At 65.5% G+C, this 14,542-nt stretch carries 15 protein-coding genes, 1 tRNA gene and 1 pseudogene; 11 read left to right on the top strand and 6 right to left on the bottom strand.

Translation table 11 applies throughout. The features are described 5' to 3' along the window. Positions 1-23: 23 nt before the first annotated feature. The 5 genes from ACSQ1X_RS12335 (at position 24) to ACSQ1X_RS12315 (ending at position 4,100) form a co-directional block, all read left to right on the top strand. The gene (locus ACSQ1X_RS12335; RefSeq protein ID WP_436057878.1) at positions 24-1,193 is read left to right on the top strand and encodes a Gfo/Idh/MocA family protein; all 1,170 of its coding nucleotides are present in this window, start codon (positions 24-26) and stop codon (positions 1,191-1,193) included. Next, a complete protein-coding gene (locus ACSQ1X_RS12330; RefSeq protein WP_436057877.1) occupies positions 1,193-2,407 on the top strand; it encodes a dihydrodipicolinate synthase family protein in 1,215 nt (404 codons plus the stop codon). Before ACSQ1X_RS12335 ends, ACSQ1X_RS12330 begins: the two co-directional genes overlap by 1 nt. Further along, complete coding sequence (locus ACSQ1X_RS12325; protein WP_436057876.1) at positions 2,404-3,258, top strand: sugar phosphate isomerase/epimerase family protein; 855 nt, start codon at positions 2,404-2,406, stop codon at positions 3,256-3,258. Before ACSQ1X_RS12330 ends, ACSQ1X_RS12325 begins: the two co-directional genes overlap by 4 nt. A gap of 156 nt (positions 3,259-3,414) precedes the next feature. Continuing rightward, positions 3,415-3,846: an SRPBCC family protein gene (locus ACSQ1X_RS12320; RefSeq protein WP_436057875.1), complete on the top strand. Its 432-nt coding sequence runs from the start codon at positions 3,415-3,417 to the stop codon at positions 3,844-3,846. Between the two features lie 80 nt (positions 3,847-3,926). Next, positions 3,927-4,100: a hypothetical protein gene (locus ACSQ1X_RS12315; protein ID WP_156372431.1), complete on the top strand. Its 174-nt coding sequence runs from the start codon at positions 3,927-3,929 to the stop codon at positions 4,098-4,100. Positions 4,101-4,140: 40 nt separating this feature from the next. Here ACSQ1X_RS12315 and ACSQ1X_RS12310 read toward each other — a convergent pair whose 3' ends face one another. Then, positions 4,141-4,599 carry a lipopolysaccharide assembly protein LapA domain-containing protein gene (locus tag ACSQ1X_RS12310; protein WP_436057874.1) on the bottom strand — a complete coding sequence of 153 codons (459 nt, stop codon included), beginning with the start codon at positions 4,597-4,599 and terminating at the stop codon, positions 4,141-4,143. Positions 4,600-4,867: 268 nt separating this feature from the next. On the opposite strand from ACSQ1X_RS12310, the pseudogene ACSQ1X_RS12305 reads away from it, so the two are divergent. Further along, positions 4,868-5,083: pseudogene (locus ACSQ1X_RS12305) on the top strand (transposase); the annotation flags it as partial. 188 nt (positions 5,084-5,271) lie between these two features. Here ACSQ1X_RS12305 and ACSQ1X_RS12300 read toward each other — a convergent pair. Together ACSQ1X_RS12300 and ACSQ1X_RS12295 are read right to left on the bottom strand one after the other, a co-directional pair. Next, positions 5,272-7,026, bottom strand: coding sequence for a multicopper oxidase family protein (locus ACSQ1X_RS12300; protein WP_436057873.1), 1,755 nt, complete (start codon positions 7,024-7,026; stop codon positions 5,272-5,274). Between the two features lie 454 nt (positions 7,027-7,480). After that, positions 7,481-7,553, bottom strand: a tRNA-Arg gene (locus tag ACSQ1X_RS12295). A 220-nt stretch (positions 7,554-7,773) separates the two neighbouring features. On the opposite strand from ACSQ1X_RS12295, the gene ssb reads away from it, so the two are divergent. The 3 genes from ssb to ettA all read left to right on the top strand — a co-directional run bounded on the left by ssb (position 7,774) and on the right by ettA (position 10,736). Continuing rightward, positions 7,774-8,319, top strand: a complete 546-nt coding sequence (gene ssb, locus ACSQ1X_RS12290; RefSeq protein ID WP_436057872.1) for a single-stranded DNA-binding protein — start codon at positions 7,774-7,776, stop codon at positions 8,317-8,319. Between the two features lie 174 nt (positions 8,320-8,493). After that, positions 8,494-8,970 (top strand): DUF6993 domain-containing protein, encoded by a 477-nt coding sequence (locus ACSQ1X_RS12285; RefSeq protein ID WP_436057871.1) that lies wholly within the window; start codon positions 8,494-8,496, stop codon positions 8,968-8,970. A gap of 83 nt (positions 8,971-9,053) precedes the next feature. Further along, on the top strand, positions 9,054-10,736 hold the full coding sequence (gene ettA / locus ACSQ1X_RS12280) for an energy-dependent translational throttle protein EttA (RefSeq protein WP_055803603.1): 1,683 nt from the start codon (positions 9,054-9,056) through the stop codon (positions 10,734-10,736). Positions 10,737-10,853: 117 nt separating this feature from the next. On the opposite strand, the gene ACSQ1X_RS12275 is transcribed toward ettA, so the two are convergent. Continuing rightward, the gene (locus tag ACSQ1X_RS12275) at positions 10,854-11,834 is read right to left on the bottom strand and encodes an acyl-CoA thioesterase (RefSeq protein WP_436057870.1); all 981 of its coding nucleotides are present in this window, start codon (positions 11,832-11,834) and stop codon (positions 10,854-10,856) included. Between the two features lie 63 nt (positions 11,835-11,897). Here ACSQ1X_RS12275 and ACSQ1X_RS12270 point away from each other — a divergent pair, with 63 nt between their 5' ends. Both ACSQ1X_RS12270 and ACSQ1X_RS12265 read left to right on the top strand, forming a co-directional pair. Further along, positions 11,898-12,557 carry a hypothetical protein gene (locus ACSQ1X_RS12270; RefSeq protein ID WP_436057869.1) on the top strand — a complete coding sequence of 220 codons (660 nt, stop codon included), beginning with the start codon at positions 11,898-11,900 and terminating at the stop codon, positions 12,555-12,557. Between the two features lie 40 nt (positions 12,558-12,597). Continuing rightward, positions 12,598-13,305 (top strand): Pr6Pr family membrane protein, encoded by a 708-nt coding sequence (locus ACSQ1X_RS12265; RefSeq protein ID WP_436057868.1) that lies wholly within the window; start codon positions 12,598-12,600, stop codon positions 13,303-13,305. Positions 13,306-13,329: 24 nt separating this feature from the next. On the opposite strand, the gene ACSQ1X_RS12260 is transcribed toward ACSQ1X_RS12265, so the two are convergent. Beyond that, a complete protein-coding gene (locus tag ACSQ1X_RS12260; RefSeq protein WP_436057867.1) occupies positions 13,330-13,788 on the bottom strand; it encodes a globin in 459 nt (152 codons plus the stop codon). A 4-nt stretch (positions 13,789-13,792) separates the two neighbouring features. Beyond that, entirely contained in the window at positions 13,793-14,458 is a 666-nt protein-coding gene (locus ACSQ1X_RS12255; protein ID WP_055803588.1) for a mechanosensitive ion channel family protein, read from the bottom strand. Between the last annotated feature and the right edge of the window lie 84 nt (positions 14,459-14,542).

Here is a 14,542-nt window from a genome sequence, read left to right as displayed (position 1 = left end):
AGATTACGAACTGTGGAGGACACATGGGCTTCGAAACAAAGACGATCCGTATCGCCATGAACGGCATTACCGGCCGGATGGGCTACCGCCAGCACCTGCTGCGCTCCATCCTCCCCATCCGCGACGCCGGAGGCTTCACCCTTGAGGACGGCACCAAGGTCCAGGTCGAACCGATCCTGGTCGGGCGCAATGAAGCGAAGATCCGGGAGCTCGCCGAGCTGCACAAGGTCTCCGAGTGGTCCACCGACCTGGACGCCGTCATCAACGACCCCACGGTGGACATTGTCTTTGATGCATCCATGACCAGCCTCCGGGCAGCGACGCTGAAGAAGGCCATGCGCGCCGGCAAGCACATCTTCACCGAAAAGCCCACGGCCGAAACCCTCGAAGAGGCCATCGAACTGGCCCGGATCGGGAAGGAAGTCGGTGTCACTGCCGGTGTCGTGCACGACAAGCTGTACCTGCCCGGCCTGGTCAAGCTGCGCCGCCTCGTGGATGAAGGCTTTTTCGGCCGCATCCTGTCCATCCGCGGAGAATTCGGCTACTGGGTCTTCGAAGGTGACATCCAGGCAGCTCAGCGCCCGTCCTGGAACTACCGCAAGGAAGACGGCGGCGGCATGACCACCGACATGTTCTGCCACTGGAACTACGTCCTCGAAGGCATCATCGGCAAGGTCAAGAGCGTCAACGCCAAGACCGCTACCCACATTCCGGCCCGCTGGGACGAGGCCGGCAAGGAATACAAGGCCACGGCCGACGACGCCTCCTACGGCATCTTCGAACTCGAAACCCCCGCGGGCGAGCCCGTCATCGGCCAGATCAACTCCTCCTGGGCCGTCCGCGTCTACCGCGACGAACTGGTTGAGTTCCAGATCGACGGCACCCACGGTTCCGCCGTCGCCGGCCTGAACAAGTGCGTCGCCCAGCAGCGTGCACACACTCCCAAGCCGGTCTGGAACCCGGACCTGCCCGTCACGGAATCGTTCCGCAGCCAGTGGCAGGAAGTCCCTGCCAACGCCGAACTGGACAACGGCTTCAAGCTGCAGTGGGAAGAATTCCTGCGGGACGTCGTCGCCGGCCGCGAACACCGTTTCGGCCTGCTCTCCGCCGCCCGCGGCGTCCAGCTCGCCGAACTCGGCCTGCAGTCCAACGACGAACGCCGCACCATCGACATCCCGGAGATCTCGCTCTGATGACATCACTGATCCTGCCCACCCACGACGGCGGAACGCGCGAATACCGGCTCCAGTCCGCCCCGGCTTGGTCCCGGCCCGCCGCGCCCATCACTTCGCGCCACGCCTATGCAGCGGCCCACGTCATCCCGGAAGTCACCGCGGACAACACCCCGGGCGCCCCGGCGCAGCTCGACTGGGATGCCACGCTGGCCTACCGGCACGAGCTGTGGTCCTACGGCCTCGGCGTTGCCGATGCGATGGACACGGCACAGCGCGGCATGGGCCTTGACTGGGCAGCCACCCAGCAGCTCATCAAGCGCACCGGCGCAGAGGCCGCGTCAGTGGTCTCCTCCCGCAGCGCCGCCACGGCCGGCAAGTCCGTCCGCGACCTGGTGTCCTGCGGCGCCGGTACCGACCAACTGGATCCGGCCGCCCTGCCGCCGGGCGCCGCGGGCATCCAGGCCGTCATCGACGCCTACCGCGAGCAGATCGCCGTGGTGTCCGAAGCCGGCCCTAAGGTGATCCTCATGGCCTCCCGTGCCCTGGCGAAGGTGGCCAGCGGAGCAGACGACTACTTGCATGTTTACTCGACCCTCCTGCGGGAAGTTGACCAGCCCGTCATCCTGCACTGGCTCGGAACCATGTTTGATCCTGCCCTGGCCGGCTACTGGGGCTCCGACGACGTCACCACGGCCACCGATACGTTCCTGTCCCTGATCCGCGAACATTCGGACAAGGTGGACGGCGTCAAGGTCTCGCTCCTGGACGCGAGCCATGAAGTCGCACTCCGCGCCAACCTCCCCGAGGGCGTCCGCCTCTACACGGGCGACGACTTCAACTACCCGGAACTGATCGACGGCGACGGCCCCCGCCATTCGGACGCCCTGCTGGGCATCTTCGCCGCCATCTATCCGGCGGCCTCGGCAGCGCTGCAAAGCTACGACGCCGGCGACGCCGTCAAAGCCCGTGCCATCCTGGACTCCACCCGGGAGCTGGGCAAGCACATCTTCAGCGCCCCCACGTTTTACTACAAGACCGGGATCGCGTTCATGTCCTGGCTCAACGGGAAGCAGCCGGGCTTCCAGATGGTCGGCGGGCTGCACTCGGGCCGCTCCGTGGTGCATCTGGCGAGGACCTTCGAGCTGGCAGACCAGGCCGGGCTGCTGAAGGACCCGGCCCTGGCCGCGTTCCGGATGTCGGACTACCTGCGGATCAACGGAGTGGGAGTATGAGCGACTTCTCAGGTGCCGACTTCGGAAGGCTTTCCCTCAACAGCGCCACCACCAAGAAGTGGACCCTGGCGGAGGCCGTTGACGGTTGCGCCCGGGCCGGCATCCCCGCGATCGGCCCGTGGCGTGACCGCGTGCACGAGGTCGGCGTCGACAAGGCGGCCAAGCTCATCAGGGACGCCGGCCTGCGCGTCTCATCGCTGTGCCGTGGCGGCTTCCTGACGGCAGTTGACGCCGAGGGGCAGGCTGCTGCGCTCGCCGACAACCGCGCCGCGATCCTCGAAGCCGTGGCGTTGGACAGCCATGAGCTGTTCCTGGTGGTCGGCGGCCTTGCGCCGGGGGAGAAGGACGTGGTGGCTGCCCGCCAGCGCGTCGCTGACCGCCTCGCGGACCTGGTTCCCTTCGCCGTCGAGAATGGCGTCCGGCTGGTGCTGGAGCCGCTGCACCCGATGTACGCCGCGGACCGCGCCCTGATCTCCACGCTTGGCCAGGCGCTGGACCTGGCGGCACCGTACGACGCGAAGGCGGTCGGCGTCGCCGTCGACACCTTCCACGTCTGGTGGGATCCGGAACTGAAGGCGCAGATCGAACGGGCCGGCAGGGAGAACCGTATTGCCTCCTACCAGGTGTGCGACTTCAACCTGCCCATCGCGGCCGATGCGCTGTTGTCCCGGGGCATGATGGGCGACGGCGTCATCGACTTCGCGACCATCGGCACCTGGGTCCGCGACGCCGGCTACACCGGCGACATCGAAGTGGAAATCTTCAACCAGGAAATCTGGGACGCCGACGGCGACAGCGTCCTGGCAACCATGAAGGAGCGCTACGCGGGACTCGTCCTGCCGTACGCCTGACCACTTCCGACCTGACCGCATCCAGCTTGACCGCTTCCATCCGACGGCCCGATACCGCCCCCAACGGTGCCGGGCCGTCGTCGTGTTCCCTTAGCCGTCCTGTTCCCTTAACAGGACGGATGCTCGCGCGTATTGTCGTGCGGAGGAGGACTACACATGAATGAGCAGATCAAGGACGCTGAAGCCACGGTGCTTGTGACGGCCCCGGGGAGCGCGGTGTGGGAGGCGCTGACCGATCCCGGGATCGTCAAACAATATTTCCTCGGCACCAACCTGACCACTACCTGGCGGGAAGGTGACCCCGTGACGTTCGCGGGGGAGTGGAAAGGCAAGAGCTATGAGGACAAGGGCATAGTCCTCGAAAACCGGCCCGGGGAGCTGCTCCGCATCACCCATTACAGCCCGCTGTCGGGGCTGCCGGACGTGCCGGAAAACTACCACACTGTTGAGTACCGGCTGGATGAGACGCCGGCGGGAACGCAGGTCACGATCAGGCAGGGAAACAACAAGAGCGATTCCGAGGTGGAAGAGTCCGCGAAACTCTGGGAAATGGTACTGGGGAACCTCAAGGAACTGCTGGAACGCTGACGGCATTGTGCCTGCCGGGGTGGCGGGCCGGGGAGGAGTGCCCCGTCGACAAGAAGGACGTCCGGGGCTAGCTTGGGCACATGACTGAGATTCCAGACGAAGACGGCAGCGCGCGCGGCGACGACGGCACGTCACGGCCGGCGGACGAGGCAGCACGGGATTCCATCGCCGGTGACCTGGCCGCAACGATCGAGCCCGACATCGCTGAGATGGATGACACGCCGGAGGGGCACCCCGGCGTCGATCACGGGTGACGCGGCCCCGCCGCTCTCATGGTGGACGGCTGCGCCTTGCCTAGCGGACCCGTTGCGCAAGCACTCGGCGTCGATGGGCCGCGGCGCGCAGCTGGATGATTCTGGCTGCGCCGGCAACTGCCACAAGCACCCCGCCGCCCACAGCCGCTATGAAGAGTGCAATTCCCAGCGGAACCGCGCCCTCCAGCCCGAAATACCTGACCTGCACATAGTCCTGGTTCTGCAGGATAAAGATGATCAGGAGGACCATCACCGCCAACGCGGTGGCGACGGCGGCCCAGACCATGCCTGCGCGCGTCACATGCCGGTCCTCTGGCGGAATCGGTGCAGTTGGTGTGGCGCGTGGGCCCGGAGCCTGGCCAGGTGCGTCCGGAGCCTGGCCAGGTGCGTCCGGAACCTGCACGCCTTGGGCCGGGGTGCCCTGGGTCGGCCGAGCTGCGGGGGTCGGCGGGACCGCGTTTGCTTCGTTCGGCTCGTAGTCCGGTGATTGCTGAGTCATTCGGTCCATCCTCTTCGAGGTGATCCACCGTCGTGGAAGGTGCGGCGCCGGCGCCACTTCAAATGAGCCGGCGCCGCCATCAAATCATAAGCATGCTTAGCGTAAATTGCGTGGAGAAGGGCGCGATCCCTTATTCCTGCATGTCACTTAATACTGTCCTTATTTTGTTGTTGGGTGGTTCCGCGGCCTTTGTAGGGTCGTGGCTACCCGGGGGAGGCGGGTATGGCTTTGTTGCGACGTGGAGATCCGGCGGTGATCTGCACAACGAAACGCGATCGAGTCGATCAACGCCCGCTACCGGAGGGCAATGAGGGCCCGCGGGCACTTTCCGAACGAGGCCGCGGCCCTGAAATGCCTGAATCTGGTCACCAGGTCCCTTGATCCGACCGGCGTCGGTCGGGCACTCTCGGTGATGAAGTGGAGGCCTGCGCTGAACGCGTTCGCGTTTACCTTCGCCGGTCGGTCCGAAAGAACCACTCACTAATGAAAACCGGCCGGACCCACACACTGTTTATCGGACAGCCCGATGTGATTGTTCGAGGTGCGCGAAAATGCACTGAGGGGCAGTTCTTCGCCGGGCGGTCATGCGGCAGGCTTGAATTGGCCCCGTCGTGATGTGATCCGCCTCGGAGGCCCAGATCTGAAGCGACTCACCGCCACCGGCGCGGGGTGTCAAGCGATGACGAAGCGCTGCATCATGTCGTTGTCCTCGTGCTCGAGGATGTGGCAGTGCCACACGTAGGGCCCGGTGAACGAGCTCTGGAAGGCGGTCACGGAGCCGCCCGCGTTCGCGGCGAACGGTACAACGATACGGGTGACCTCCCCGGGCATGGCTATAACGGTGTCCTTCCACCCGCGTTCGTTGGCGGGGGGCACCTGCGGTCCGCCTCTCAGGAACGCAGCAACCGGTGCCGGCGGGAACGGACCGGTGTTCGGCGCCAACGGCTGGGGACCGTAGTTGGCGGCGAGGTAGCCCGCAGAGTCGAACTTCTGCCGGTTGAGCACCTGGAACTGGGTGAAGTGCAGGTGGATCGGGTGGGCATCGACGGTGGTGTTGACCAGTTCCCACTCTTCGAGGGTGTCCGTGCCGACCGTTGTCGTGGCGCCTGCGGCCTCAAAGTTCCTGTTGTTCAGCAACACCATGAGCGGAGAGCCCAGCGCGTTGAGGTTTTCGACCAGGGACATGGACCGGACGGCCGTAACGGGCCGGGCCGGGGTGGCCAGCGGAGTGATGGGCGCGGCGCGCAGAGTCGTAGGCAGCGGTGCTGTCCACCCGGGTGCACTGGTCACCGTGAACTGCATGATCTGAGGCAGGGGCGACCCGCCCCGCTTGGGTGCGCGCGGACCTCCCGGGAACGGCACGCGGGCGTCGTTAGTGAGAAGGACGTTGGCGCCTGGCTTCAGTCCGGCGAAGTCGATCACGAGGTCGGCCCGTTCACCCGGGCCGAGTAACAGCGTGTTTAGGGGTACGGGAGCGTTGAGCAGGCCCCCATCCGAGCCGATCTGGAAGAACGTGTTGGCGGGGCCGGCGGACTTGAGGCTGAGATTATAGAAACGGGCGTTCGACCCGTTGTATACGCGGAACCGGTACTTGCCCCGGGCGACGTTGAGGTTTGGCCATGCCTTGCCGTTGACCGTTGCGACGTCGCCGAAGAATTCGGGGGCCCACGGCCGGCCGGACGTTCCGGGATTGGCATTGGCCGGGTAGAGGAAGGTGCCGTTGCTGTTGAACATTCGGTCCTGGATGATCAGCGGTGCCTCGAATGGGGCAGGTGGCAGGCCGGTGGTGCCGTCTCCGGGGTCGTCGCCGTTGCGAACCAGGTAGCCGCCGGCAAGTCCTGCGAGCACGTTTAGCCTGGTGATCCCCAGGGCATGATCGTGGTACCAGAGTCCGGCAGCCTCCTGAGTGTTTTCGTAATGGTAGGTCTTCGATGCGCCAGTCACGAAGGTATCGGTTGGGTCACCGTCGTTGCCCGGGCTGGTGTTCCCGCCATGCAGGTGTGTGGAGACCCGGGGGGTGGTGGCGTCGGCGGCGACGGCGCCTTCGAGGCCGAAGTCGATGGCGGACGCCAGCGGGTGCGCGCCGAGACTGTTGACCATTGTCAGGTCGAACGGAACGCCCTGCCTGGCCACGATGACGGGGCCGAGGTAGTTCTGCGAGCCGGTACCGCCCCGGTAGGCATACGTCGGGGTTGCTGCCAGCGCAGTGTGGAATTGATGAGTTGCATTGATCATCTCGATGGTTGCGCTGCCACCGCCCGTAGCATCGATGACGCCCAGTTCCGACAGCGTCGGCAGTTGCTCGGTGAAGGGCGTGATCCCCGGCGGAACGGCCGCGGAGGCCGCCGATGTGATGACCGGTGCCAGCAGGAATCCTGCACCGACCGCCGCGCCGGCCTCAAACAGGGTTCTTCTTGTGATGTCCATGGCATGCACTCCCACCCAGTTCATCTATCGGAATAAGTCGAAGGATACGGTCACAGCCGTGACAGCGCAGGAGTAGCCCCACTGGTGTTTGGACAGACCCACACTTGGTCCGTCGTGGGACCACCTGCGGTCCCGGTGATTCGATACAGGAACGTGACTGCGGCGGCGGTCATGCCTCGATGCTGTGAAGTCCCGGCGCGCCATCTTTGCCGCGGCACGCCCTGCTTCGAAGCATCACTGCCGGGGTGTTCTTTCATTCGCCCCCGGCCACGACCCGGAGCGGGACTGCCAATATCCGTTGACAACGTTATTGAGATTCCTCCGGAGACTGCCGGCTGGAAAGGCGGAGGGGTGCACTGGCAGCCTCGATGGAGGTCTCGCATCCTGAGGTCCGCAGAATGAACAAAGCGGCCCGCCCCTGCAGTTGATGCAGGGGCGGGCCGCCTCGTTCTTGTGCCCCAGGAGGGAATCGAACCCCCGACCGGCGGATTAGAAGGCCGCTGCTCTATCCCCTGAGCTACTGGGGCACGTGGGCGCCTCCGGACTGCTCCGGCGGCGCCTAGAAAAGTTTACAGTGCCGCGCGCGTTCGGCCAGTCAGCCCGTGTGCGGCGTTTCGACTCATCCCCAACAACCCCGTGTTCCCCGGAGTTTTGCACATAGGGGGAGCCGTGCCTCGAAACGGCTGCGTTGCGGCGTGAAGCTGAAGGTGCCTGCTAGGGCATCATCATTCGAGACAGGACACCAAGATGACTGACAATATGACCGTCCGGGGCTTCGTCGCCACGGAGATCAAGACCTCCACCACGCCCGGGGGCGTCCCAACGGCATCCTTCCGGCTCGGTTCCACGGACCGCCGGTACGATCAGGCATCCGGTACGTGGGTCGATGGGAATACCAACTGGTTCACCGTTCAGGGCTATCGGCAGCTTGCCGGCAACATGGCCTGCAGCATCAAAAAGGGCCAGCGGGTCATCATCGTGGGAAGGCTCAAAATGCGGAGCTGGGAAAAGGAGGGCCGGATTTACCACTCTGCCGAGATCGACGCGGAATCCGTCGGCCACGACCTCATGTGGGGTTCGGCCAATTTCATCCGCAACGCCGGTAACCCCGCGCAGCAGGGCACGGGCCAGGACCCGCAAGGTTCTGCCTCCGACACCCAGGGCATAGGCGACCCTGGCGACCCCAATGAAACCGGCGATGCATCCGCAGACGGGATCTTCGTTGACAACGAAAACGGTGACGTCCTGCAGCTTGACTCGGAGACGGGCGAACTTACCGGGGCCGCCGCCTGAACACATCCCGTTGATGCCGCCAGTGCGGCACCGTCCCCCTGCGGTGCCGCATGGCAGAATGGCCAAGTGATCCGAGCAGAGACATCCCAGCGACAATCCGGAATTCGCCGGTACCCGATCGGCCGGTCCGGAACGCGACAGTTCGGAACCCGACGGCGCCCAACGGGCGCGCCAGTGCTGCTCCTCGCAGCTTCCATGCTTGCGGTGGCCCTCGCCGGCTGCACCAGCACGGACTCCGGATCCCCGGCCTCGCCGTCGGCTTCCCCGGCCGCTGTGCCGGCATCGGAGGCGGCGCAGCCTGCAACGCCAGCCGGGACCGCGACCACTGCCACAGGCGCTGCCGCGGAGCCGGAACCCGACGCGGCGACTGCCAAGTTGAAGGACACTGTGACCAACGCCCTGCAGGGAGTCGCCGCGGCCAACCCCAAACCGGGGCAGGAACAGTTGACTGCGGCCTTGACCGGTGCGGGAATACCCGCCGGTTCGTTGCAGGTATCCGCCAGCCGCACGCCTACGGGCCTGGAGGTCGACGCCATTGAGGCCGCCGCCCTGCAGGGTGCGGATTGTGTGATCGGCCAGATCCGCGACGGAAGTGTCGTCGTCACAGTCCTGCCCGTGCTGGCAACTGGAAAGTGCTTCGTCGGCGGCTGAGCCTCAACCGGACCGCTACCAACCGCCCACCGATGACAACCGCGAATGTGAGTTAACCCCGCCGACCCACTAGATTTGGAACCATGGCGGAATTTATCTACACAATGACCAAGGCCCGCAAGGCTGTTGGCGAAAAACTCATTCTCGACGATGTGAGCATGTCCTTCTTCCCGGGTGCAAAGATCGGTGTTGTTGGCCCCAACGGTGCCGGTAAGTCCACCATCCTCAAGATCATGGCTGGCCTGGACACTCCCTCCAACGGTGAGGCGCGGCTGAGCCCCGGCTACACGGTGGGCATCCTGCTCCAGGAGCCGCCGCTGAACGAGGAGAAGACCGTCCTGGGCAACGTCCAGGAAGGCGTCGGCGAGATCTACGGCAAGATCCAGCGTTTCAACGAGATCTCCGAGGAAATGGCAAACCCCGACGCCGACTACGACACCCTGCTGGAGGAAATGGGCCAGCTCCAGGAAGCCATCGACGCCGCCGACGCATGGGACCTCGATTCCCAGCTCGAGCAGGCCATGGATGCCCTCCGCTGTCCGCCGGCCGATGCCGACGTCACCCTCCTCTCCGGTGGTGAGCGCCGCCGCGTCGCGCTGTGCAAGCTCCTGCTGCAGAAACCTGACCTCCTGCTGCTGGACGAGCCCACCAACCACCTCGACGCCGAAAGCGTCCTCTGGCTGGAGCAGCACCTCTCCAGCTACGCCGGCGCTGTCCTCGCCGTAACCCACGACCGGTACTTCCTCGACCACGTCGCGGAATGGATCGCAGAGGTCGACCGCGGGCACCTTTACCCGTACGAAGGCAACTACTCCACCTACCTGGAGAAGAAGCGCGCCCGCCTGGAAGTCCAAGGCAAGAAGGACGCCAAGCAGGCCAAGCGCCTCACCGAAGAACTCGAATGGGTCCGCTCCAACGCGAAGGGCCGCCAGACCAAGTCCAAGGCGCGCCTGGCCCGCTACGAGGAGATGGCCGCAGAGGCGGACCGTACCCGCAAGCTCGACTTCGAAGAGATCCAGATCCCGCCGGGACCCCGCCTCGGTGGCCTGGTGCTCGAGGCGAAGAACCTGCAGAAGGGCTTCGAGGACCGGACCCTCATCGACGGACTGTCCTTTACGCTGCCCCGTAACGGCATCGTCGGCGTCATCGGCCCCAACGGTGTCGGCAAGACCACCCTGTTCAAGACCATCGTGGGCCTGGAGCCGCTGGACGGCGGCGACCTGAAAATCGGCGACTCGGTCAAGATCTCCTACGCTGACCAGAGCCGCGGCGGCATTGACCCCAACAAGACACTCTGGGAAGTTGTGTCCGACGGCCTCGACTACATCCAGGTGGGCCACGTTGAAATGCCGTCCCGCGCCTATGTAGCGGCGTTCGGATTCAAGGGCCCGGACCAGCAGAAGAAGGCGGGTGTCCTCTCCGGTGGTGAGCGCAACCGCCTGAACCTGGCGCTGACCCTCAAGCAGGGCGGCAACTTGCTGCTCCTTGACGAACCGACCAACGACCTCGACGTCGAAACGCTCAGCAGCCTCGAGAACGCACTGCTGGAGTTCCCCGGCTGCGCCGTGGTGGTGTCGCACGACCGCTGGTTCCTGGACCGGGTGGCCACCCACATCCTCGCCTACGAAGGTGACGAGGAAAACCCGTCGAAATGGTACTGGTTCGAAGGAAACTTCGAGTCGTACGAAGAGAACAAGGTGGAGCGCCTGGGCCCCGACGCGGCCAAGCCGCACCGCGTCACGCACCGCCGCCTGACCCGCGACTAGGCCCCACAGCCACCGCGGTAATGCAAAAAGGCCGGCTCCCCGAAGGGAGCCGGCCTTTTGCATCCGCGCCAACAGCCGGGAGTGGGCCGCCGTCGGCCGCGCTCCGAAACTGCCGGGTCAGTCCTTCCCGGATTTGCGCAGCTGGTGCTGGAGGACCTTTGCCTGGACAGCGCCCGCAACTTTGCTTTTGAGGTCGGTCGGAACCCGGACCATGCCCTCCTGTGCCACCGTGGCCACGTGCAGCCCGTCGCGGCTGAAGATCTTGCCGGTGGCCAGCCCGCGGGCGCCTTGGGCGCTCGGAGATTCCTGAACGTACAGCAGCCATTCATCGACGCGAACGGGCCGGTGCCACCACATGGCATGGTCGAGGCTTGCGACGCTCATGCCCGGCGTGATCCAGCTGAGACCGTGTTTGCGCAGGATGGATTCCAGCAGCGTGTAGTCACTGGCGTAGGCAAGGGCAGCGCGGTGCGTGTTGGCGTCGTCCGGCATCGGCCCGAAGGTCTTCATCCACACGGCATTGCGGGCGTCCCTCTCACCGTTGGCCGAAACATACAGCGGCGGGTTCACGTGCCGGATATCGAAGGGACGCTCGTAGGCCCAGTGCCGTGCAACCGGGTGGTCGAACTTGCCCAGGAGATCCGCCGTGCTGGGCAGCGATTCGGGGTCGGGGATGCCCGCGGGCATGGCGGACTGGTGGTCGATTCCCTCGTCTTCCTCCTGGAAGGAGGCGATCATGGACAGGATGGGCATGCCATCCTGGTACGCGTGCACCCGGCGGGCCGAGAATGAACGGCCATCCCTCAGCCGCTGGACGCCGAACGTAATGGGCTTGTTGGCATCACCCGGTCGCAGGAAATATCCGTGCATGGAATGCACGCTGCGCGCGGGGTCAACGGTCCGGTTCGCGGCGATGAGCGATTGTGCCAGGACCTGGCCGCCGAAGACACGCTGCCGCGGCTGGCGCTGGGATGGCCCCATGAAGATGTCCTCATCGGTCCGGGCACCCTCAAGCTCGCCGAGGTCAAGGAGTTCAATAAGCGAGGAGGTAGGGTCCACGGGCGGTGTCCCCTGCAGTCCGGCATCGGCTTCAGTCATGGTTCGACTTTAGACGTGACTCCGGCGCGGTCCCAAAGAGGCACAGCCGGTAGAGTCGATATTGTGTCTGACGTCCTAACCCAGCCCCTGCAGTTCACCGATCCCCGCGACCTCGCCGATCTGCGCACCTTTGCCACCCGCGCCAAGTCGATCGACGACGGCGCCATCCGCCTCCAGGCCTCCGGCCCGGTACTGGCCGCTTACGTGTGCGTGCTGCGCCCCAGGCTGTTGGGGGAGGCGACGCCGACGATCCTCGGGCTGCGGACCATGGCCCTGGCGCAGCCAGCGGACACTGACGTCACCGTTCCGATTTCGGCGGTCCTTGACCGGCTCGCCCGGGCGGGGGAGAACGACGTCGAACTGCCGTTGCCGCCAGTGACCGTCACCGAATCGTGGGCCGGCGTCGGTGCGCCCCGCACGGGCTGGGAGCCCGTCGCCACACTGCCGGACGCTGAACTGCGCCGGGCCGCAGAGGCCGGTATCACCGAGATCGCCGCCATCATCCCGGACAAACCCGGCGCGCTGATCGTCAACAACGCCCGGGCTACAGTCTGGGGGAGGGAGCTCCCCGGCGCTGCCGGGCTGCCGCTGGGCGCGGCCTTCGCCGCCCTCACCCTCGGCTTCCTCGCCGACGGCGAACAGCAGCTCTACCGGGCGGGGCGCTGGTTCCGGCTCAGCGGATCCCGCGGACACGTCCTGGCGCGCACAGGGTCGGGACTTTAGCTCCTCCCCGCCAGCCCTGGCGGCCTGACATACTGACCGCATGAGCGACGTGGCCGTACTGGTTCCCCCGATCGAGCGGCACCTCGCATTCAACGATGCGCTGCATCCCGACCGTATCTGGATCCGCCTGCTCCGTTTTGCGGTGGGCCTCATTGTTCTGGTCGCCCTGGCCCAGAAGACGTACGACGCCACCCTTCCGGGCAGCGATGTGGACGTCGGCCAGCTCTACTCGGAGTTCACGGTTCAGTCGAACCTCGTCCTGGGGCTGGTCCTTGTCGTTTCCGCCGCCCGGACGCGGTCGAGGCTGCCGGACTGGTGGGACCATGTGCTGGGCGCACTCACGTTCTATCTGGTGATGACGGGAATCATCTACGCGGTCCTCGTCGCCCCGCCGGACGAGCCGTGGTGGAGCTGGGACATGTACTGGCCCCAGCTGGCACATCACCGCCTGGCTCCGCTGTTCATCGCGCTCGACTGGCTCCTGGTCACGAAGACTGTCCACGGAAAATGGTCGCGGCCGCTAACCTGGCTCATCTACCCGTCCGCCTTCCTCGTCTACTCCTGGATGCGCGGGGCCATCGATGGCTGGTACGTGTACGACTTCCTCGATCCGACGCTCGAGGGCGGCTGGCCGGCCGCGCTGATTACGACGGCGCAGGTGCTCGTTGCGTTCCTCGTGATTGCCTTGCTGGTGCATGTTGGCGGCAACGCACGCGCCGCACTCGCGACGCGGCGGAAGCCGCGTTGACCGAGCGTTAGATGCGGACCGCCCTCAGGCGTCCGAGGGGCTGTTCACCATGGACAGCGCGGCGCGCTCCATGTAGTCCCACAGGGTGCCTTCATAGAGCGGCGGCAGTTCCAGCGCGTCCACTGCTGTTCGCATGTGGTGCAGCCACCGCTCCTTCGCCTCGGGCGTGACGCGGAACGGCATGTGGCGCATGCGCAGCCGCGGGTGTCCGCGCTCCTCGCCATAGGTGGTGGGGCCGCCCCAATACTGCTCGAGGAACATCAGGAAACGCCTTTTCGCCGGACCCAGGTCCTCTTCCGGATACATCGGCCGGAGCAGCGGGTCGGTGGCCACGCCGTCGTAGAAGACGTCGATGAGCTTCACGAAGGTCTCGTGGCCGCCTACTGCGTCGTAGAAGTTGTCGGTGTAACCAGGCTGCGTGAAGGGATCGTTCTGCATCAGCTGCTGTGGCTGGCGGGGTTCGCCGGCGCTGGGAATCGTCATGGTTCTATTCTCCGGCCTTCTGCTGGGGTGCGGTCTCCGGGGCGGGCACATCCGCGGAATCGTCCGCCGGGGCCACGTAGTTTCCTTGGGAGCGGTTGCCCACGCGCAGGATTTCGCCGTTGCGCAGGTACCAGATGGCACCGTCGTCGGAACGGACGCGGGTGATGCGCAGGCCCATGGATTCGACCGTGCCCACCACTTCGCTGGTCTCAATGACGTCGCCGATGCCGTACTGGTCCTCGATGGTGATGAAGATGCCGGCCAGGAAGTCGCGGATCAGTTGCTGTGCGCCGAAGCCGATGGCGACACCCAGGATGCCCACGCTCGTCAGCAGCGGCGCGATGTCCACGTCCAGGTTCTTGAGGACGTACATGATGGTGATCACGGCGATGAGGACACCCGCCACGCTGTTCAACAGGGACCCGATCGTCCTGGCGCGCTGGACCCGGCGTTCGTGGTCCAGGGCGCGCAGGGCCGGGGCCACCCATCGGAAGTGCGGCTTCTTGAAGAATGTGGTGCCGGCGGCCACGCTCTTGGTGATTCCGGCAATCACGAAGGAGGCGACGAGCCAGATCGTGACACCCACTCCGATGCTGATCACAATTCCTGCGGCATTGATTCCGGAAATGTCCGGTGTGGCGGGCGGGGTGATCGACAACATGCTGTACATCGGCAGGGATGCTCCTTATTACTTATCGGCTTCAGCCGGAGCTGCCGGGCGTTCGCCGGGCGCATAACACTCTGTTCACCTTCA

The sequence above is a fragment of the Arthrobacter sp. LjRoot78 genome, from assembly GCF_964254335.1.
In the GTDB taxonomy this organism is placed as follows: Bacteria; Actinomycetota; Actinomycetes; order Actinomycetales; family Micrococcaceae; genus Arthrobacter.
Note: the sequence above shows the minus strand (reverse complement) of the source record. Positions and strands in the feature narration are given on the sequence as shown.

Coding starts and splice junctions, on each gene's coding strand:
- ACSQ1X_RS12255 (WP_055803588.1), bottom strand. CDS start 14,458: ATGTACAGCATGTTGTCGATCACCCCGCCCGCCACACCGGACATTTCC.
- ACSQ1X_RS12325 (WP_436057876.1), top strand. CDS start 2,404: ATGAGCGACTTCTCAGGTGCCGACTTCGGAAGGCTTTCCCTCAACAGC.
- ssb (WP_436057872.1), top strand. CDS start 7,774: ATGACTGACAATATGACCGTCCGGGGCTTCGTCGCCACGGAGATCAAG.
- ACSQ1X_RS12300 (WP_436057873.1), bottom strand. CDS start 7,026: ATGGACATCACAAGAAGAACCCTGTTTGAGGCCGGCGCGGCGGTCGGT.
- ettA (WP_055803603.1), top strand. CDS start 9,054: ATGGCGGAATTTATCTACACAATGACCAAGGCCCGCAAGGCTGTTGGC.
- ACSQ1X_RS12335 (WP_436057878.1), top strand. CDS start 24: ATGGGCTTCGAAACAAAGACGATCCGTATCGCCATGAACGGCATTACC.
- ACSQ1X_RS12315 (WP_156372431.1), top strand. CDS start 3,927: ATGACTGAGATTCCAGACGAAGACGGCAGCGCGCGCGGCGACGACGGC.
- ACSQ1X_RS12320 (WP_436057875.1), top strand. CDS start 3,415: ATGAATGAGCAGATCAAGGACGCTGAAGCCACGGTGCTTGTGACGGCC.
- ACSQ1X_RS12310 (WP_436057874.1), bottom strand. CDS start 4,599: ATGACTCAGCAATCACCGGACTACGAGCCGAACGAAGCAAACGCGGTC.
- ACSQ1X_RS12330 (WP_436057877.1), top strand. CDS start 1,193: ATGACATCACTGATCCTGCCCACCCACGACGGCGGAACGCGCGAATAC.
- ACSQ1X_RS12265 (WP_436057868.1), top strand. CDS start 12,598: ATGAGCGACGTGGCCGTACTGGTTCCCCCGATCGAGCGGCACCTCGCA.
- ACSQ1X_RS12260 (WP_436057867.1), bottom strand. CDS start 13,788: ATGACGATTCCCAGCGCCGGCGAACCCCGCCAGCCACAGCAGCTGATG.
- ACSQ1X_RS12275 (WP_436057870.1), bottom strand. CDS start 11,834: ATGACTGAAGCCGATGCCGGACTGCAGGGGACACCGCCCGTGGACCCT.